General features: G+C 40.3%; 19 protein-coding genes and 2 rRNA genes. 9 read left to right on the forward strand and 12 right to left on the reverse strand.

The window, feature by feature from the left end:
• Position 1: 1 nt before the first annotated feature.
• Positions 2–1171, reverse strand: coding sequence for a PrnB family protein (locus D172_RS17155; protein ID WP_007377903.1), 1170 nt, complete (start codon positions 1169–1171; stop codon positions 2–4).
• 136 nt (positions 1172–1307) lie between these two features.
• On the opposite strand from D172_RS17155, the gene D172_RS17160 reads away from it, so the two are divergent.
• From D172_RS17160 to D172_RS17175, 4 genes are all read left to right on the forward strand, one after another.
• A complete protein-coding gene (locus D172_RS17160) occupies positions 1308–1763 on the forward strand; it encodes an Lrp/AsnC family transcriptional regulator (RefSeq protein WP_007377904.1) in 456 nt (151 codons plus the stop codon).
• Positions 1764–1836: 73 nt separating this feature from the next.
• The gene (locus D172_RS17165; RefSeq protein WP_033023772.1) at positions 1837–4557 is read left to right on the forward strand and encodes an ATP-binding protein; all 2721 of its coding nucleotides are present in this window, start codon (positions 1837–1839) and stop codon (positions 4555–4557) included.
• A complete protein-coding gene (locus tag D172_RS17170) occupies positions 4547–5923 on the forward strand; it encodes an alpha/beta hydrolase (RefSeq protein WP_007377906.1) in 1377 nt (458 codons plus the stop codon). Before D172_RS17165 ends, D172_RS17170 begins: the two co-directional genes overlap by 11 nt.
• A 6-nt stretch (positions 5924–5929) precedes the next feature.
• Entirely contained in the window at positions 5930–7069 is a 1140-nt protein-coding gene (locus tag D172_RS17175; RefSeq protein ID WP_007377907.1) for a GNAT family N-acetyltransferase, read from the forward strand.
• On the opposite strand, the gene D172_RS17180 is transcribed toward D172_RS17175, so the two are convergent.
• Complete coding sequence (locus D172_RS17180; RefSeq protein ID WP_007377908.1) at positions 7046–7636, reverse strand: DUF938 domain-containing protein; 591 nt, start codon at positions 7634–7636, stop codon at positions 7046–7048. The genes D172_RS17175 and D172_RS17180 overlap by 24 nt on opposite strands.
• 200 nt (positions 7637–7836) lie before the next feature.
• On the opposite strand from D172_RS17180, the gene D172_RS17185 reads away from it, so the two are divergent.
• The 5 genes from D172_RS17185 (at position 7837) to D172_RS17205 (ending at position 10898) form a co-directional block, all read left to right on the forward strand.
• Complete coding sequence (locus D172_RS17185) at positions 7837–8022, forward strand: hypothetical protein (RefSeq protein WP_007377909.1); 186 nt, start codon at positions 7837–7839, stop codon at positions 8020–8022.
• Between the two features lie 101 nt (positions 8023–8123).
• Positions 8124–8489, forward strand: coding sequence for a hypothetical protein (locus tag D172_RS17190; RefSeq protein WP_232525492.1), 366 nt, complete (start codon positions 8124–8126; stop codon positions 8487–8489).
• 11 nt (positions 8490–8500) lie between these two features.
• A complete protein-coding gene (locus D172_RS17195; RefSeq protein ID WP_007377911.1) occupies positions 8501–9877 on the forward strand; it encodes a class II fumarate hydratase in 1377 nt (458 codons plus the stop codon).
• Positions 9878–9961: 84 nt separating this feature from the next.
• Positions 9962–10483: a hypothetical protein gene (locus tag D172_RS17200; protein ID WP_007377912.1), complete on the forward strand. Its 522-nt coding sequence runs from the start codon at positions 9962–9964 to the stop codon at positions 10481–10483.
• 10 nt (positions 10484–10493) lie between these two features.
• Positions 10494–10898: a hypothetical protein gene (locus D172_RS17205; protein ID WP_007377913.1), complete on the forward strand. Its 405-nt coding sequence runs from the start codon at positions 10494–10496 to the stop codon at positions 10896–10898.
• Positions 10899–10917: 19 nt separating this feature from the next.
• On the opposite strand, the gene D172_RS17210 is transcribed toward D172_RS17205, so the two are convergent.
• The 10 genes from D172_RS17210 to D172_RS17255 form a co-directional block, all read right to left on the reverse strand.
• On the reverse strand, positions 10918–11103 hold the full coding sequence (locus tag D172_RS17210) for a hypothetical protein (protein WP_007377914.1): 186 nt from the start codon (positions 11101–11103) through the stop codon (positions 10918–10920).
• 15 nt (positions 11104–11118) lie between these two features.
• Positions 11119–11439 (reverse strand): hypothetical protein, encoded by a 321-nt coding sequence (locus D172_RS17215; RefSeq protein WP_007377915.1) that lies wholly within the window; start codon positions 11437–11439, stop codon positions 11119–11121.
• Entirely contained in the window at positions 11436–12074 is a 639-nt protein-coding gene (locus D172_RS17220; RefSeq protein WP_007377916.1) for a DUF4178 domain-containing protein, read from the reverse strand. The genes D172_RS17215 and D172_RS17220 overlap by 4 nt, the downstream gene beginning before the upstream one ends.
• A 74-nt stretch (positions 12075–12148) precedes the next feature.
• Entirely contained in the window at positions 12149–12841 is a 693-nt protein-coding gene (locus tag D172_RS17225; RefSeq protein ID WP_007377917.1) for a PspA/IM30 family protein, read from the reverse strand.
• A 24-nt stretch (positions 12842–12865) separates the two neighbouring features.
• Positions 12866–13279, reverse strand: coding sequence for a YjfI family protein (locus D172_RS17230; protein ID WP_004335098.1), 414 nt, complete (start codon positions 13277–13279; stop codon positions 12866–12868).
• Between the two features lie 79 nt (positions 13280–13358).
• Positions 13359–15080: a polyamine aminopropyltransferase gene (locus tag D172_RS17235; protein WP_007377918.1), complete on the reverse strand. Its 1722-nt coding sequence runs from the start codon at positions 15078–15080 to the stop codon at positions 13359–13361.
• Between the two features lie 3 nt (positions 15081–15083).
• A complete protein-coding gene (locus D172_RS17240) occupies positions 15084–15983 on the reverse strand; it encodes a DUF350 domain-containing protein (RefSeq protein ID WP_024589503.1) in 900 nt (299 codons plus the stop codon).
• Between the two features lie 26 nt (positions 15984–16009).
• Positions 16010–16942 carry a hypothetical protein gene (locus D172_RS17245; RefSeq protein WP_007377920.1) on the reverse strand — a complete coding sequence of 311 codons (933 nt, stop codon included), beginning with the start codon at positions 16940–16942 and terminating at the stop codon, positions 16010–16012.
• Positions 16943–17439: 497 nt separating this feature from the next.
• Positions 17440–17554 (reverse strand): 5S ribosomal RNA (gene rrf, locus D172_RS17250).
• Positions 17555–17704: 150 nt separating this feature from the next.
• Positions 17705–20595, reverse strand: a 23S ribosomal RNA gene (locus tag D172_RS17255).
• Positions 20596–20679 lie beyond the last annotated feature (84 nt).

Here is a 20679-nt window from a genome sequence, read left to right on the forward strand (position 1 = left end):
GCTATTTAACCCATTCTTTAAGTGTATTTAGATCGTCAAAACGTGTTTTTATATCGTCGCGTTTGGCACTGGCTCGCCTATCTCTTAATTTTTCGAGCGAATCAAGTAATACATGAAGCGGCGGACCACTTGCTGTTACCTTGCTCATATGCTGCTGTTGCATATTTTTTGAAGGCTGAGCAATAAATTTTTCAACCAATTGATTATGATGACCGACTGCGGTGTCGCCATGTAATTTACACACTTGAATAAATAACGTTGCGTGATTTTTAAACCAATCTGTATTTTTATATTGCTCTGCTTGTAAAAAGTCATCCATAAAGCTTTGCATACGCATGGCTTCTCGTAGGATTTGTTGATCCTCCGGCATCATATATAAAAACTTATCCACCAGCATTTGCGAGTAACTAGGTTCATTTGCGCTACAAAGCCCTAGTAACATATCAATCACGTTAATACCTGCAAAGTCACCAGCATTTGCACCTCTGTAAACCTCTTTACCTACACGGTACGGTTTATAATAAGGGCGAACGCAGTTAAAAAAGCGATCTGTATCGAGCTCAGAATAAAGTGCATTATTTGACTCAATTACATCTATAAGCGCTTGTTTAGCTACTTTTAATAACTCACCACACAAGGGGTGTGAAATACCTAACGGCAATATTTTTAATAAAGCATCACTTGCACGTTTATAGGCCAAAATACCTTGGGTGTTGTAATCAATAAATAGCTTTTCATCAGGTAAATTAGTAAATCGTTTATAAATACCGTTAAGTGCTTTGTTATGAGTAGTTAAGTGGGCGGTAGCAAAACGAGGGGTTACGCCAATGGATGCGCCTATATGCATAGCAAGCGCTGAGGCTTCAATTAGCGGGGAAGTAGTTTCTCTGCTTGGCTCAGTAATTTCATGGCGCCTACACGCCGCCATAAATAATCCTACGTTACCGAGTAAGTCAAAAGCGCTATCAAAGCCTTGATCTGTGTTTCCCTCGGCTAATAAATTGCTAATTAATGCGTTGCCTTCTTTTTCTAACTGTTGCTTTAAGGCCTCACCTATTCCTTCTACATTTGCTTTATCGGTTTGTTGCCAATAGAGCTGCTCAAGTTCACTATTTAAAGTGACAAATCCTGTTCGTATCCATTGATCGAAAGTAGCGGTATGTGTGTTCATTGTTGTGCTCTATTATTTTTATAATTAAATGCTAACAGAGTTTAATGAGAGTAAAACGCCAAAAAAAATAGTAAAAACCATAATATTTAGCAATAATCACTACAAATATAAAAATAATTAATGAAAGCCGATAACTATGTTAGATAAAAAAGATCAGCAATTACTCATCGCACTGCAAAGCCAAGCCCGCATGTCAGTTTCAGACTTGGCTAGCAGCATTAATTTGTCTGATACACCTTGCTTAAGGCGTATAAAAAAGCTCGAACAAGAAAACATTATTACCGGCTACCACGCAGCCATAAACCCCAAAGCACTTAATCTTAATGTGCTGGTGTATGCGTTTGTGAGGCTAAGCCAAAACTCGGTAAGTGCTGCTGAGCAATTTGAACACCATGTAGAAAAATTACCACATGTATTAGAGTGTTGTGTAATATCAGGAAGCTATGATTATCTATTAAAAATTATTGCACACGATCTTGAGAGCTATGAGAGATTTGTAAAACATCAATTAGGTGGTTTAAGTTGCATTGCTAATATAGAATCAACTGTCGTGTTAAAGCAGTCATTTAGCAAAAAGCAGTTACCATTATAAAAATTCCGCAAATAACTTACTGTTAGCTATACTGATATTTAAAAAATGAGAATAATAATCGCTTGGACCTTATGTGAAAAATTTTAACTCAAAATATCACTCTTTTATTTTTTACATAATTTTTTCCTTTGCATACTTCTTAGTCGGCATTGCACTCACTAAACTTGCTTTTAACTCACAAATAATTCCTATTTGGTTACCCGCCGGTATTGCTTTAGTGGGGTGTTATATATGGTGGTGGCGATTTATTCTGCCATTATTTATAGCTTCTATAGCTTTTAATCTTAATGTTTTTAATAACTCAGTCCATGAAATGGTACTCATTGGCAACTCATTTAATGAGGCGATGTACATCTCTTTTGGTGTTGTAATACAGGCAATGGTAGGTGCGGCGCTTTTAAAATTTTGGTTGGGCCATCCGTTACGCTTTAAAAAACGCAAAAATATCATTTATTTTATTGTTGTAGTAGCCATTTTAGTGAGCTTAATTTCGGCTAATTGTGGTGTATTTGCACTGAGTGAATTCAACCCTGTTTACAGTATTGATAATCACTGGAGAAATGTTACTTACTGGTGGCTTGGCGATACTTTAGGCGTTTTAATTGCCACTCCATTGTTACTGTCTCTGCTACCACAAAAGTCGAATCAATATAATATATCTGTATTACCGACTCTTGCAGTATGTTCAGTTTTATTTGTCTCGGTTGCCGTTACAACTCAATTGTATGACCGAGAAAATCGTATCAATACGATTAAAATTGCTGAGCGTGAAGTTCACGTTATAGAAAATAGCTTATATAGGTACACAAATCGCAGTATTATTGCCGTGCAAAGTTTAGCGAGCCAAGTCCAATCATCATCGAAATTAAATCAGCAAGACTTTTATTCTTATGCAAGCCAACTACTCAAACAACATTCATTTATTAAAGCTTTATCGTGGAATGTAAAAATAGACCAAGATCAGCGCAATGCTTTTACTGAAGAAATCTCAAATATTTATCATTTAGATATTGATATCGTAGGTAAACCACTTGAGGATAATGACCCTCTCGTTATTGTTAAATATATTGCACCTTTTAACGGTAATCAAAAAGCGATTGGATTTAATGTCTTTTCAAATTCAGATAGAAAAGCATCATTACTCAACCCTGCCATTAAATATTTACCTATTAGCACTAAAATAATCCAACTGGTGCAAACCAAAGAGCCAAGCCCAGCTTATTTATTATTTGCGCCTGTGTACTCTCAAAGTATGAGTGGAGAAAAAATTAAAGGCTATGCCACTGGTGTGTTTTTAGTGCGCAGTATGATTGAACAAGCTATTTCTGAGCAACAATCAGACATGTTCTCGATTGGTATTTATGAAGATATAAACGAGCCTCCATTTTATACTAATTACTCAAAGAACCTCGACCAAGCACAAGGCAGTCGCCCAATGTCATTCAATGTCGACTTTGGTGGGCAACAATGGGTTGTAAAACTATCACTAAAAGAAAAGTTTTTATCACAGCACAATAGCCAACTCACTTTATTATTACTTATACTCCAAGTGGCCGTATGCTCATTAATTTTGATGGTATTACTACTATTTAATCAGCAGCAAATTGCGCTGACTCGCCAAGTAGCTGAGCGCACTTACTCTCTTGTACAAGCTAAAAAGCAATCTGATTTAGCTAACCAAGCTAAAAGTCAGTTTTTAGCGAATATGAGCCATGAAATACGTACGCCGTTAAATGCTGTAATTGGCTTTTCGTCTCTGGCGCGTAAAGAAGATAACGCAAATACACTCATTGGCTATTTGGATAAAATAAACTCATCTTCAAAAAGCTTGTTAAATCTAATAAACGATATTCTCGATATATCAAAAATAGAATCACAACGCTTAGTTCTTGAATATATCCCATTTGATTTAAATGCACTTGTACAGCGTATTAATACCATGTTTGAACAAAGCGCTATAAATAAAGGCCTTGATTGGAAAATTAACTGTAAATTACCAGCCGACACATGGTTTATTGGCGATTCTATGCGGATAGAGCAAATACTGCTTAACTTATGCAGTAATGCTATTAAATTTACAAAAAAAGGCAGCGTTACACTAAATATCGATACCGAGTTTGTATCTACCAATGAAGTAAAAATAACAATTAACGTTGTTGATACTGGTATAGGCATTAAATCAAACCAACATAACAAACTGTTTAATGCGTTTACTCAGGCCGATAGCTCTACTTCACGGCAGTTTGGAGGGACTGGCCTTGGTTTAACCATCGCTAGAGAGCTGAGCCAATTAATGAACGCCCAAATAACGTTGCAAAGTGAATTAGAGCAGGGATCTACTTTCACATTTGAGATACAGCTAGAAACAACAGAGCCAGAAGAACTCCCAACCATAACGACTGCAAATACCAATGCTGCATCTTTAAGTATTCTTGTTGCAGAGGATAATCCTGTAAATCAAATGGTCATTAAAGCAATGCTTGGGTCGCTAGGTATTGTGCCGCACATTGTTGAAAATGGTGAGCTGGCGGTCAACATTGTAAAAGAACAACATTTTGACTTAGTGCTTATGGATTGCCAAATGCCCATAATGGATGGTTATAGAGCCACGGCACTGATCAGGCAATTTAAAACAGACGAAGAGCTCCCTATCATTGCTTTAACCGCCGACGTTATGCCAGAGGATAAAGCACATGCACAAGCCGTTGGATTTAACCAGCATCTTGCAAAACCGCTTGAACTCAGTAAGCTAACCGAGTGTCTTGTCCAATATGCAGAAGTTAATGAACAATAGTGGTTTAATTTTAAACATATTTTTTGGTTTTAATTTAAGTGTTTTTTCGCATATTGTTGTCGCTCAAAATTGTATATCGCAGGCGAGCGACTTCAAATTTATAACAAAAAGTAAGCAACAAGGCTTATTACGCTTTGAAAATGAGCACAATCACCAGCGTTTTAATTACCACGCCCTTTTACCATTCAATCATTACTTAGATTATGCGTATAAACATATAAATAAAGCCAATCCCCGTGCAAATATGCCATGCCCCGTTATTACACAAACGTATCAGCAATTAGTGACACAAGGTACGCGAAAATCAGACCCTACTATTGTAGATATTATTGCCCCTTTTGAGCTTACGCATCCAAGCAGTAATAAAGTTGCACTATTAATCCACGGGTTAACTGACTCACCCTTTACGTATCACGATTTAGCACAAGTGTATTATCAGCAAGGCTATACCGTGCGTACTATATTATTACCAGGGCATGGAAGTGCCGCAAGTGCTTTACTCAATGTAGAGGTTAGCCAGTGGCAACAGGCAATCAAGTACGGAGTTGAGCGATCGATGCAAGACTTTGATGAAGTGATACTTGCAGGTTACTCTACCGGTGCAGCGTTACTTATTGATTACGCAACCAAACACACTGTTTCGCCTAAAATTAAAGCGCTTATGCTTTATTCGCCCGGCTCTGAGCCGCATAATAAGTACGGCTGGATAGCAAAGTGGATTGATGCCATACCCTTTGTTAATTGGATAGATAAAGACGCCGATGTAGACTTTGCTAAGTATGAATCATTTCCTTTAAATGCAGCTGCCGCTTCATACGATGCAATGTCACTTGCAAGCGTAAGTAGTTTAAACAAACGCCCTGCACTTAAATTGCCTATTTTTAGTGTACTTTCCGACATTGATACCACGATAGATACGCGTGCCACGCTAAAATTATTAAGTGCGTTACACAAGGGTAATTCAGTAAAATATAAGCCACTCGATACTTTAGTACTTTATGGCAAAACCGATATTTTACCGCCAGACTTTGCTAGTGACTACACAGTAAATAACCCGCAATGCACAACACCTCAATGTAAAAAAGTTCATGGTATGTCGCATATTGCTGTTGTTAACTCACCGAAAAATCCACATTATGGAATTAACGCAACCTATCGTAATTGTGGCAGCTTTATTAACGATGAGTCCCTGTACAAAACATGTAAAACAACAACAAAACCACAACTAGGAGAGCGTACAAGCGCCAACTTAAAACACTATCCGGCTTTACAACGCTTAACTTATAATCCTCATTTTACCGAGCTTAAAATGCAAATTAGTACGTTTATTAAAAATGTAGAACAGCTTAGAACAACTACAAGGTAAGTAGTCATGGGAACGTTTTCGCACCAATGGTTTAGCAGTATTAATGAGATTGTTCAGGCGCAGTGGCAACGTTTATTTGGTGATGAACCATTTACTCAACATGCTTTTTTATATGCCCTTGAACAAAGCCAATGCGTAACACAAAAAAGCGGTTGGCAGCCCCATCACCTCGCTATTTTTGAAGATGATACGCTCGTTGCACTTGCACCCGGGTATTTAAAAAGTCATTCATATGGCGAGTACGTATTTGACTGGGCATGGGCTGAGGCATACGAAAAACACGGTTTAGAATATTATCCCAAGTGGCTATCTGGCATTCCCTTTAGCCCTATTGAAGGCAAGCGTATTGCTATCGATCACGCTAACCCAAATGCGGTGTATCAGTACATTACAGAGCAACTTAGCATACACAGTGCTGAGCAAAAGTGGTCGGGTTGGCATGTTAATTTTTGCGACCAAGCCCAAGCGACTTCATTAACTGAGCAACACGCCATGTTAAGAGTGGGTGTGCAATTTCAGTGGTTTAATAAAGGTTTTGAAACCTTTGACGACTTTTTGCAAATACTTAGCTCACGAAAACGTAAGTCACTTAAAAAAGAGCGAGCTAAAATAGCGCAACAAAATATTGATATTGAATGGCTGCAAGGAACGCAAATTACGCCCGAGATAATGCAATTGTTTTGTGAGTTTTATCAGCGTACCTACTTAAAGCGTTCTGGTCATTTGGGCTATTTAAATATGGAGTTTTTTACGCTTTTACATGCCTTAATGGCTAATAATCTCGTTATTATGCTGGCCAAAAGAGACGATAACGTGATTGCTGCAACACTCAGTTTAGTAGGTGCAAATACGCTTTATGGGCGCTACTGGGGAGCAAGTGAGGAAGTAGATTCGCTTCACTTTGAGTTGTGTTATTACCAAGGTATTGAGTTTGCAATAAAACATAAACTCAACTGTTTTCATTCGGGTGCACAAGGTGAGCACAAAATAGCACGCGGATTTGAACCCGTACTTACCTACTCTGCTCACCATATTGTTGATGGCGATTTCAGTAATGCAATAAGCGACTACTTAAAGCGTGAACGCGGCCATATTGATATATATAAAGAGCAATGTAGCTCATTACTGCCGTTTAAAAACGAGTAACTGATTATTTGCAGGCATGGCAGTATCGCTAATAAGCGTAAGCCCTGCTTGCTTAGCTAGTTGTTCAACTGCTTCAAAATCTCTTATTCCACTTAACGGATCGCGCTCTGTTAAAAAGGCACTAAAGTCATCATTACTTGGGCTGGTAAATTCATCTTGGTATTTGAATGGCCCATAAATACACAACATACCGTCGCTATTTAAGTGACGTTTAACACCGTCAAAAAAACGTTCAACTAATTGCCAACTTACAATATGAAATGTGTTTGCAGTATAAATAGCGTCAACCTTATCTATTGGCCACTCATTATTTAAATCAAGCTCAAGTGGTGCATGTAAATTAGTTAAATTAGCTTCGTGGTGCCATAAATTAATCCCTTCGTGGTTTATAGCGCGATCACTTGTATGCCATTGTAAATGTGGTAATTGTTCTGCAAAAAACACACTATGTTGGCCGGTTCCTGAGCCTATTTCAAGCAATACTTTCGTTTTATTAAGTACCTGAGTAAGCACTTTTAAAATAGGCTTTTTGTTATTTTCGCAAGCTTGTGAGAAAGGTTTAGCCATTACTTTGCACCAAATGAGAAGCATATTGCACAACAATATCGCAAATTGCTAATTTTGGGTAACTAAAATTGTATCGAGTATTTATAAAGACTATTAAATTCATAACTCTACAACTAATTTAAGGCAGTGGTATGTATTATGCTTTAGTTATATTAACCCTTACTTGGGTTAATTTATGATTTAATTAATAGGAAAATATTATGCATACTCCCTCTTATACAGCTGTAGATGCAGCTGTTGCTATAATTGAAAAAACCACCGACGATCATAGTTATGCCGTTGATATGAGAGCTACAGTAATCGATTTACTTTCGCATCCTAAACATAATCAAAAGGCGATAACAAAACATGAAACAGATCAGATATTTATTCTTGGCTACAATTAAAACTCAAATTAATATCGCAAATAATTTTAATAATAACTGTTTACACTGAAACCGATTAAATGTAATGATAACTATTATCGTTAGACTGAGTCGGTTTTTTTATGTCTTCAAATCATGCACAGCATCGTTACCATCAAGAACTCTCTTGCCATTGCTTAAGACCCGGCCTGCATGCACCCATGCTCGTTGCCGATTACATAGAAACCGCCCTAAACGTCGCCAAAAACTTTGAACAACAGCGAAATCCTTTGCTTCAAGAGTTTTATCTTAGGCGCACACACCATGAAATTATGAACAAAATGTGCGACCCTCTTATCCATAATGCTATTCGTAAGCAATGTTTAGAGCAGTTATACAAGCCATTATTAGCATTGAAACGGTTTTATAAAGTGCATAACAATACTGCACAATTTTTAATACTGGAGCGTGAAGCTCGTATTCTTAGCCACGAATTCAACCCTTTTTAAGGAGCACACTTATGAGCAACTTTAGAACAGAATCAGACAGCATGGGCGAGCTACAAGTACCTACTGATGCGCTCTATCAGGCGCAAACACAACGAGCAGTTAATAACTTTGCGATTAGTGGCCTTTCTATGCCAAAGCAATTTATCACTGCACTGGCTTATATAAAGCAAGCCGCTGCACAAAGTAACTGCGAGCTTGGCCATCTAAGTAAAGACAAAGCAAATGCTATTGAGCAAGCTTGTCAAAGTATTATTGATGGCGAACACATTGAGCATTTCCCCGTTGATATTTTTCAAACAGGTTCGGGCACAAGCTCAAATATGAATGCCAACGAAGTTATTGCAACACTTGCTAGCCGATTAGGCAATGAAAGCATTCACCCTAATGATGATGTAAACATGGGACAAAGCTCTAACGATGTAGTTCCTACCGCTATCGCACTCAGTAGTGCAATAAATGTAGTGTATGAATTACTTCCTTCGCTTGAAAACTTATCGCAAAGCCTAGAAAATAAAAAAGCTGAGGTAGGCCATATAGTTAAAACGGGCCGTACGCATTTAATGGATGCAATGCCAGTTACATTTGATCAAACACTAAGTGCATGGCAGTCACAAGTTAATCATGCTGCAGCAGGAATTAGACATAGTTTAGAGCGTGTATGCGAACTTGCACAAGGTGGTACAGCGGTTGGAACAGGAATAAATGCAGACCCTAAATTTGCAGCAAAATTTACAGAAAACCTAAGTGCCAATGTAGGCATTAGATTTGCGCCTAGCAGTAACTTTTTTTATAACATAGGTTCACAAGACGCCATAGTTGCGCTTTCGGGGCAATTAAAAGTACTCGCTGTCGCACAAATGAAAGTAGCGAACGACCTACGCTGGATGAACTCAGGACCACTTGCAGGCTTAGGTGAAATAGAGCTTGAAGCATTGCAACCAGGCTCGTCTATTATGCCTGGTAAAGTAAACCCAGTAATACCAGAAGCCGTAGCCATGGTAAGTGCACAAGTAATAGGTAACGATGCCACTATTACGGTAGCCGGCCAAGCGGGTAATTTTGAGCTGAACGTTATGCTCCCAGTCATTGCTTATAATATTTTACAAAGTATAGAATTACTTGCCAATAGCGCGCAAGCATTGGGCGATAAAGCCATTGCCAGCTTTAAGGTAAATCAGCCTAATATAGATAAAGCACTCGCTAAAAATCCAATTTTAGTGACGGCGCTTAATCCGGTGATCGGTTACGAAAAAGCAGCAAAAATAGCAAAGCAGGCTTATAAAGAAGCCCGCCCTATTATTGATGTAGCTGAACAGGAAACTGATTTACCGCGCGAAGAACTCGAAAAGCTACTTAATCCCACCAAACTAACGCAGGGCGGACTTTAATTACTTGATTATATAGTTTTTATTGCCGTAAAAAATGCACAGTGTATGATAGTGATGAATATTTCATCACTATCAAGGTTTATTATGCGTACCCCATTGTTAGCCATACTTTTACCTCTTTGTTTAACTGCATGCTTAGATAAAACACCAGCTGAAACAGATCAAGTAACAGTCACCTCTGAAACTGAAACATCAAAGCCAGTACTTCAAAAATTACAAGAGAATACTAAAACACAAAACAAATCAGTTGCTGAAAAAATCCCGAAAGCCGATTTAAAAGAAGTTTCAATAGAAGATATCAGAGCAGCTAAAACCGAGTTAAATACACTTATTGCAGACACGCAATGTGATACAAGCACGCAATGTAGGGTAAATGCAGTGGGTAGCCGCGCATGTGGTGGACCGAGTAGTTTTATTGTGTATTCAACAAAATCAGCGTCTGAAGAGCAAGTAACAGCCTTAAGTGATAAAGTTACAAAGCTTGAAAGTAACTATAATGCACAAAAAGGGATGATGAGTATTTGTCAGCATTTAACAACGCCAAGCACGCAGTGTGTTGAAAATAAATGTGTTAAACTTGAAGGTTCAGCGGTAAGTGCATTTTAAGGATAACGTTATGAGTTGTTTATCATCGGCAATTAAACTATCAATTTTAAGCGTTGCTAGCAGCATTTTATTACTAAGTGGTTGTGCTAGCACAATAACGTCAAGCAATGAACAAAGTAAAAACTTGTCTGACTTAAACTATGAGCTGAATGACATGGTGAGTGATAATAGCTGCACCGCTAGCTTTCAGTGCAAAGTGCTTGAAGTTGGCGCCCGCGCATGCGGTGGACCGAGTAAATATGTTGTTTACTCAACACTTAACACCCCGCAAGAAAAAGCTGAAAATATTGCGCAACTCATAACAAAGCAAGAAAAAATAAAAAATGCAGCACAAGGCTTAACCGATTGCTCCCCTGTACTTGAAGTACAATCGCTGTGTATTAATCAGCAATGTCAGTCGTTTGATATAAAGTAAATCAAACTTAATTTCAGCGTTAACTTAAATACGGAATTAACGCTGAAATTACTACCACCAGTATCACGCAAATACCTGCTTTTATAATGTACTTCATGGGCATTGTTTTAAGCACCCAATACGCATAAATAAAACGTACAAAATAACTCGCCGCTGTACCAAACAACGCAAAAATAATTAAGTAAGCAATTAAAATAATATTCATAATAATCTAGTGTAACTACTTAGTTTTTTTAGTGTGAGCAATTAGTAAGTCAGCTACTTGTTGTTTTACGGCTCGCTTATCATCACTTGAGACATCAAAGCGACTGGCTAGTTGCGCAATTTCATCATCATTTAAATTAAACGATAAACGTTGACGCGTTTTTTTAGATTTTACATCTAAGCCAAGTATTTTACGGATCATATCTGACGGTGTTAACTCTTGGTCTATAGCTTGCTTTTTTATCAGCTTTTGAACTTCACTGCTTAGATCAAATGCCATTTGTGTGGCACGTACAGCTTGCTCCTGACGTAACCACTTGTCTTTAGCATCACTCACTTAGCATCTCCGGGAAACAAGTCTACAATGTCTGACATTGGACGCATGAGCGTTAGCGATACTTCGGTTTCGCCGCCATCCCAAATTTCGATATTTAAACCAAAACCTTCATTATCTGACGCTAAGCAAATCATTTCACATGGCTCACCACCTTCTTGCTCATAACGAGGCAAAGTTTGGTTGCGGTAATCTTTATTATGGAAATAACACACATAAGGCGACTCGCTTTGTTGATAGCTTTTAGCTAAAAACTGCATAAAGCGCTCTGGTGTATTTTGCACTGTAATGTGGGTTAACGACTCTTCATCAAAAATACGCGCAAACTCATCAAGGCCAAATATCTCCTCAACTTCGTTGCGCTGAATTTTAATAGAAAAGTTAGCCCACTCCTCGCCGTCATCTTGCTCAATTTGTAAAAATACAACTTGGCCGCTGTTTGTCTCAAGTACAAATTCAGTATCGCTACTGTGCTGATATTGGTAAGTCTGAATACCAGTAACACGTAGCGTTTCACCTTTTAGCCATGCCGGATAAGCAAAGGAGTCGATAACGCTAAACATGTCGCCTTTTTTAAGCTCGCTCGGATGATTAAGCTGACGCTCTGGCTCTTTTTTAGATTTGAAAAAATTAAACATAGGAAGGCTGCCCTCTAAGCAAAAAAGGTAACTGAGCAAAACTCGGTTACCTTTTTAAAGTATAAACGTAATGGTTAGCTATTTTGCTTCGCTTTGATGCGAGCTAAAATATCAGCGCTTTTTGGACTTGTGTCGCCAATACCTGCTTCAGCCATTTTTGCTTTTAAGTCATCGCCATTTACGTCTGACTCAAGTTGTTTTGCAGCACCTAGCTGGTCGCTACGATCTTGTTGACGCTGTTTAATGCGTTCAAGTGATTGACGAGCCGATGTCATAGACGAGCTGTTTGTATTAAGCGTGCTGTTAACAGCCATTGTTGCTTGCTGTACGCTTTCAGTGGTTTTAACCATTGTAAGCTGACGTTGGTTTTCTTTAATTGATTTTTCAGCATCTTTAACTTGCTGCTTGAGCGTAACAATGTGATTGCTAAAGCCAGATAATACTTGCTCGTTTTCAGCTTTTTCAGCTTCAAAGTCACCAATTTTTTCTGCAATTTCTAATGCTAACGCTTCGTTGCCCTTTTCAAGCGCTTGGCCTGCATACGCTTCATGTTCAGCGATTGATGCATCTACAGCGCTAATTTTACGCTTAGTTTGCATTTCTTTAGCCATTACTTCAGTAAGGCTTTTTTTAGCACGGTGAAGTGCATTTTGCGCGTCTGCAATTTCTTGCTCAAAAATACGGATACCATTTTTGTCTACAATTGCTTCGCCTGCTTCACGAGCGCCGCCACGTACTGCTGTAAATAATTTTTTTAAAATACTCATAATCTTAACTCCACTAACTGGCTATTAATCGTTTAAATACAAGGTCACGGCTTCTAGTGCATCGATAGCGTTATCGGCTAATGTCACTAGTTCGTGGGTAACGTCATCTAATGATGAATTTACCGACAGTGCACCAAAAATCGCGTATTTGTTATCGATTTTAGCAAATGCACTCAGTGGAATTGGCACGTTTAAACGTAGTAATGTTTCGTTTAACTCGTTGCGTAATTCACTCTTAACTTCATCTTCGTCAAACAAGTAGCTAATACATAATAACTGCTCTTGCGTTTGTGTAACAAAAATTGGAAGTTCATCATTTCCATCAACAATGACTTGTAAAACATCTTGCTCGCCTGGGTTGGCAATCAAGAAAGACTCAAAGTTAGCGCCTTCAGTTTCAAAAGAAGCTAATTTTATTGAAAGTTCATTTAATTCCATGTCTCTGCCTTTTGTCGTTTGACATATTATGTCTGAGTTAAGATTCTCACGGCCGACATATTATGTCAACCATATTTTGTTAGTTTTTATACAATTCGCTTTCTATTTGCCATGCAGTTCGGTAGTAATCATACAACTGACCAGATCCTAACCTATTGACCTCAATACTTTTAACTTGTTCAAAGTAGTGGTTAGGAAATACAAAGCTTGCCAATAAATATTCTTTACTAATCCACCTTGATGGCACAGGCATAGCCGTCGCATCATTAATACGGCCACTGGCAGACTGACCCATTTTAGTGGCTATAGTCCAGCCCCACTGCCCAAACGAAGGTATGTTTTGCTGATACTGCTCAACATACTCAAACCCTGCGGCTTTAACTGTTTTAGCAATGCTTAAAAACGCTTTTTTAGCGTGGTAAGGTGAAGTTGATTGAACCGCCATTGCGCCATCGGGTGCTAATAACTGACGTACATGATTATAAAAGTAGTCACTGTACATTTTATTTAGATCAGGGTGATTTGGGTCCGGTAAATCAATTAAGATAGTGTCGAACTGCTTAGATTGATCAAGCAGCTTTTCAACTTCTAAAAATGCATCACCCACAATTATGTTGGCTCGCGAGTCTTGCATCGATTTATTGTTTAGCTGTAGTAATCGCTTATTGATGTGCTCTGGCGGCGTAAAGTCACCGTCTTTATGACCAAATAAATTGAGTAGTTGCGCGTCTAAATCTATTAGCGTTACTTCACTCACAGGCCATTTTAAAACATCCCTAAGTGCAAGCCCGTCACCACCACCAATTATTAATACACGGTCGTGTCTGTTAGAGGCAAGCATTGCAGGATAAACCAGCATTGAATGATATATTTGCTCATCAATACTTGAGAACTGCAAACGCCCATTTAAATATAAATCGGTGATTGGCTGAGGTTGGTTTTTGCTTAATCTTTCGGTTAAAACTACGTGCTGGTATTTGGTTGCTTGCGAATAAATTACTTTATCTTTGTATAAAACATTACTTAGATTGTTCATCCAGCTACTGCCAAATACTAAAATAAAGCCAAACAATGCCAGCAGTACTATATGGCAAACTAAAAGTGCCTTAGCAAAGCGCACATGGGCATGGTAACGCCATAAAAAAGCGAGTCCTGCGATGATATTAAATAACGCCGTCCACGCCGCAGCTTGCATTATAGGCATTGAGAGCATGATGCTTACCCAAATGGCGGCACCAATACCAGCACCAATATAATCGGCACCATAAATAGTCCCTGCGTTGTTTTCTAAAAAACGGCCATAAACATGCTGACGAATGCGCGCTATAAGCGGTATTTCCATACCAATAAATAAGCCCAGTATTAAACCAAAAACATAAGGTAGAAAACGTGACCACTCTTGTAGCTTTTGAAATACGTAACCATTAAGCACAACATCTGGGGGTAAATTAAAAATGCTCGAAAATAAATGAGGAAGAGAATAACTAACTGCTATTACACCCGCTATCGCTAAAATGCAGCCCATGCCAACCAAAGCAATAATGCTTTCTAGCCAAGCAAAAGCGGTAAATGCATCTTTAAACCAACGCGCTAAAAAAGCGCCTAAGCCCATTGCTACAATCATAGTACCAATCATGGCGTAAATAGCGCTCTCTACCGAGCCAAGTACACGGCCCGCATAATGAGACAGTAAGTATTCATAAATAAGGCCGCACCCAGCAAGCACGGCCATAACAGTAATAAGTAGTATATCGTGCCCAAGTAAGCGAGACTTACTTGGGGGAGTGTTGGTTGATGACACTGATTATGCGCCTAGTAAGGTTGCCATAGTGATACCTACAGCAAATGATACTGCTGCAGAAATAGTAGCTACACCTACATTTTTTTGACGATTAACTTCATCGGAAATATCGCAACCAGATAAAATTATTTTAATTGTCACTAAGTGCAAAATAATAAATGCGACAAGGCTCACAACAGCGCTAATAGCCCAGTATAGTAAACTCGCATTAATATTATCAGCAGCGTATGGCGCAACACCCGTTGCTGCTGTAATAGCTAATGCACTACCTACTAAAAATCCAGCGTAACGAATACCCACAGCTAAGTTACCATCAACAATTGCTTGTTGTAGGCAGTCGCCACTTTTATTTGTACGTTTAAATAACTGCACTCGGTACTGGCTAACAAGTAGTAATACAACACTACCTATAATAAAGGCGGCAATTACAATTGGAAGACCATGCCAGCCGTCAGTAGCCACCCATAAAAGAGCTGAGCGAATAACGATAGCAACACTGACAACATGGCCAAAATCAATTATTGAAGCTGTAACGTTACCTTTAACGATTTCGTCGTGCAGGCTTACTTTACGAAGAGCTACTTTGTCTTGAAAAAAGTGACCCAACTTAATAAGTACAATTGCTAATGCGCCATAAGCTAACATTTGTAGTGCTTCTTGTTGCAGTGTTGCAGCAAAAGCTCCGCTACTTACACCCGTTAATACAATCGCCAGTGCCACTAAGCCAGCGGCAAAGCTAATACCAAAAGCAAAGTTATCACGCTCTGTTATTTCATCATTTGCATGTAAGTTTGAAACCCAGCCTTTTATATATTTAAGGCTTACAAATAATAAAACAATAATTGCAAAATCAATCGCCAGCGCTTGCAGTGACCACATAGTTATTCCATTAAATTCATACATATTATTCTAACTCCAACTTTATTCTTTTACTTACCACGGCTCACGCCACGAGAGGTTCTGCTACCGCTATCACGCACCGATCCTGAGCTATTGCTATAACTGCTCGAACGAGAATAACTACTGCGGCTTTTTGCTGGCGTATAACTATTACGGCTTAAACCTGATGCACCTGTTTTTTTACTCGCATAAGGGCTTGTAAACTGCTTACCTTGGCGTTGGTATGTTTGGCGCGTGCGTGTTTCTAAAGCGCTTTGGGTTTTAATTTGTTTAGGGCTTGAATAACGCGAGCGGCCATAGTCATTGTAATAGCTATACTTTCGGCGCTTACTCCAGCTTCCATATTCAACACGATCAAATACATCACCTAAAATACGGTACATTCCGTACCATTGCCAAAAGCTAATACCGTTACTATTTGATTGCCAGTTACCATAGTTAGGGTTACCTACCATTTGGTTACCAACACCCTCACCTTCAGCTTGCTTACTAATTGCGCCTACACGCGCTAAAGCACCTTTAGACATATCAGCTAGCATATTGATAGGATCGGTTAACGCATCAGAAAATAGCGTAGGTTTAGATGCATCACGTAACAAATCAATGCTATGTAACGTATCTTCGTAAGGAGGAATTAAGTAAGTTCCTTTAATATCTTTAAGTCGCTGTGTTAAGCCACTATAAAGTGCGCCTTGGCGCGTTGCATCAAGGGTAATTACATCAACAACTTTTGTAAGCTCTGGTTGTTGTTTTTTAAGAAGCTCGCCATATTCTTTAAGTAACACAGCATTGCGTACACTTCCATTATCGAGTGCAGTACCAAGCTGAGACAGCTCCGTATCTGCCTTTTTAATAGACTCTTGAATTGTTTGTTGCAGCTGCTCTTCTTTCGATTGACAACCCATAAGCACTGCGAACAAACAAAACAGGCTTATAAGTTTCCAAGCTTTAATATTCGACATTCATGTCACCTGATTTACTAAATTAACGCAGCTAGTTTTACACAGGTCACTTATTAAACCAAGAATGAAATTGCAACAAAATGAGAAGAAGTAGCTAGCTTTTAAATCCGACTGTGATTTAGTGAAGATATTGAGCTGTATCGCCAAGGTTAGAATTGAAGTAGAAGCTTTATAAGGGTACTTTCAGTGCTTTTACGTTGGGAGTCGCGCTCGCCCGACCTACGAGATGGATGTTGCTGTGAGTGGATGTTAATTACGCGTATTTTACTTTTCTGTAGACGTAAAAAAGCCCGAATCGTTAGATTCGGGCTTTCTACAATGTGAAGTCGGTGCGCTACGCAGTAGAATGTCGTAGTGCCCACAGCGGTAGAAAGTCACAGTGAAATGCTACACTATCTTTGTGTCGCGATATGAGTGTGTGTTAATTACGCGTATTTTACTTTTCTGCAGACGTAAAAAAGCCCGACTATTTCTAGTCGGGCTCTCTACAATTTGAAGCCTGGTAATGTCCTACTTTCACATAGCAAATGCTACACTATCATCGGCGCTGTTTCGTTTCACTACTGAGTTCGGCATGGAGTCAGGTGGGTCCAAAACGCTATTGTCACCAAGCAAATTTGGGCGTTAATACGTATTTCTGCGCATTAACTGAATTTGGAAAATATCTGATAATATTTTTTAAGTCTTTCTAAGTAATATCTACTTTAGTTATATTAACTTCTTCGCGTGTTTCACTATCACATAAAACGCGTTTGGCGTTGTATGGTTAAGCCTCACGGGTAATTAGTACAAGTTAGCTTAATGGCTCACACCACTTCCACATCTTGCCTATCAACGTTGTAGTCTTCAACGGCCCTTCAGAGACTTTAAAAGTCTAGTGAGAACTCATCTCGAGGCCTGCTTCGCGCTTAGATGCTTTCAGCGCTTATCAGTTCCGAACGTAGCTACCGGGCAATGCCATTGGCATGACAACCCGAACACCAGCGGTTCGTTCACTCCGGTCCTCTCGTACTAGGAGCAACCCCTCTCAATTCTCAAACGCCCACGGCAGATAGGGACCGAACTGTCTCACGACGTTCTAAACCCAGCTCGCGTACCACTTTAAATGGCGAACAGCCATACCCTTGGGACCGACTTCAGCCCCAGGATGTGATGAGCCGACATCGAGGTGCCAAACACCGCCGTCGATATGAACTCTTGGGCGGTATCAGCCTGTTATCCCCGGAGTACCTTTTATCCGTTGAGCGATGGCCCTTCCATTCAGAACCACCGGATCACTATGACCTACTTTCGTACCTGCTCGACGTGTCTGTCTCGCAGTTAAGCTGGCTTCTACCATTACACTAACCGTACGATGTCCGACCGTACTTAGCCAACCTTCGTGCTCCTCCGTTACTCTTTAGGAGGAGACCGCCCCAGTCAAACTACCCACCAGGCACTGTCCGTAACCCCGATTCAGGGGCCAACGTTAGAACATCAAAACTACAAGGGTGGTATTTCAAGGTTGACTCCACAACAACTAGCGTCGCTGCTTCAAAGTCTCCCACCTATCCTACACATGTAGGTTCAATGTTCAGTGCCAAGCTGTAGTAAAGGTTCACGGGGTCTTTCCGTCTAGCCGCGGGTACACAGCATCTTCACTGCGATTTCAATTTCACTGAGTCTCGGGTGGAGACAGCGTGGCCATGGTTACACCATTCGTGCAGGTCGGAACTTACCCGACAAGGAATTTCGCTACCTTAGGACCGTTATAGTTACGGCCGCCGTTTACCGGGGCTTCGATCAAGAGCTTCTCCCTAAGGATAACCCCATCAATTAACCTTCCGGCACCGGGCAGGTGTCACACCGTATACGTCATCTTGCGATTTTGCACAGTGCTGTGTTTTTAATAAACAGTCCCAGCCACCTGGTCACTGCGGCTCCCGTCCGCTTAGAGAGCAAGTCTCATCACAGATAGGAGCGTACCTTCTCCCGAAGTTACGGTACGATTTTGCCTAGTTCCTTCACCCGAGTTCTCTCAAGCGCCTTAGTATTCTCTACCTGACCACCTGTGTCGGTTTGGGGTACGATTCCATATAATCTGAAGCTTAGAGGCTTTTCCTGGAAGTATGGCATCAGCAACTTCATCACCGTAGTGACTCGTCTCGTGTCTCAGGTTTAATGTTCGTCCGGATTTACCTAAACAAACGCCCTACTCACTTTCACATAGACTACCAACGCTATGCTTGCTTAGCCTGCTCCGTCCCCCCATCGCAATTATATCGAGTACAGAAATATTAATCTGTTTCCCATCGACTACGCCTTTCGGCCTCGCCTTAGGGGTCGACTTACCCTACCCTGATTAACATGGGATAGGAACCCTTGGTCTTCCGGCGTGGGAGTTTTTCACTCCCATTATCGTTACTCATGTCAGCATTCGCACTTCTGATACGTCCAGCATACCTCCCGGTACACCTTCAACCGCTTACAGAACGCTCCCCTACCACTCAGAATAAATTCTGAATCCGCAGCTTCGGTGCATAGTTTAGCCCCGTTACATCTTCCGCGCAGACCGACTCGACCAGTGAGCTATTACGCTTTCTTTAAAGGATGGCTGCTTCTAAGCCAACCTCCTGGCTGTCTGGGCCTTTCCACATCGTTTCCCACTTAACTATGACTTTGGGACCTTAGCTGGCGGTCTGGGTTGTTTCCCTCTTCACGACGGACGTTAGCACCCGCCGTGTGTCTCCCGGATATTACTTTACGGTATTCGGAGTTTGCAAAGGGTTGGTAAGTCGGGATGACCCCCTAGCCTTAACAGTGCTCTACCCCCGTAAGTATTCGTCCGAGGCTCTACCTAAATAGATTTCGGGGAGAACCAGCTATCTCCCGGTTTGATTAGCCTTTCACTCCTAGCCACAGGTCATCCCCTAACTTTTCAACGTTAGTGGGTTCGGTCCTCCAGTTGATGTTACTCAACCTTCAACCTGCCCATGGCTAGATCACCGGGTTTCGGGTCTATACCTTGCAACTATTCGCCCAGTTAAGACTCGGTTTCCCTACGGCTACCCTATTCGGTTAACCTCGCTACAAAATATAAGTCGCTGACCCATTATACAAAAGGTACGCAGTCACCCAACAAGTGGGCTCCTACTGCTTGTACGTACACGGTTTCAGGTTCTATTTCACTCCCCTCACAGGGGTTCTTTTCGCCTTTCCCTCACGGTACTGGTTCACTATCGGTCAGTTGGGAGTATTTAGCCTTAGATGATGGTCCACCTATATTCAGTCAAAGTTTCACGTGCTCCGACCTACTCGATTTCACTTAAAATGTCTTTTCATGTACGGGACTATCACCCTGTATCGTGGCGCTTTCCAGCAGCCTTCCATTAACACATAATAAGCTTAAGGGCTGTTCCGATTTCGCTCGCCGCTACTTTCGGAATCTCGGTTGATTTCTTTTCCTACGGGTACTTAGATGTTTCAGTTCTCCGCGTTCGCCTCGTTAACCTATGTATTCAGTTAACGATACCTGCAAGCAGGTGGGTTTCCCCATTCGGAAATCCTAGTCTCAAGCGCTTTTTACTAGCTTGACTAGGCTTATCGCAAGTTAATACGTCCTTCATCGCCTCCAACTGCCAAGGCATCCACCGTGTACGCTTAGTCACTTAACCATACAACCCAAACGGGTCTTTGTTTTGTGACAGTTTAACTTCGCCAGAAGTCAATATTGAATACTAAAGTAGATACCAATCAAT

Origin of the sequence: Pseudoalteromonas sp. Bsw20308 (genome assembly GCF_000310105.2) — a bacterium.
In the GTDB taxonomy this organism is placed as follows: Bacteria; Pseudomonadota; Gammaproteobacteria; order Enterobacterales; family Alteromonadaceae; genus Pseudoalteromonas; species Pseudoalteromonas fuliginea.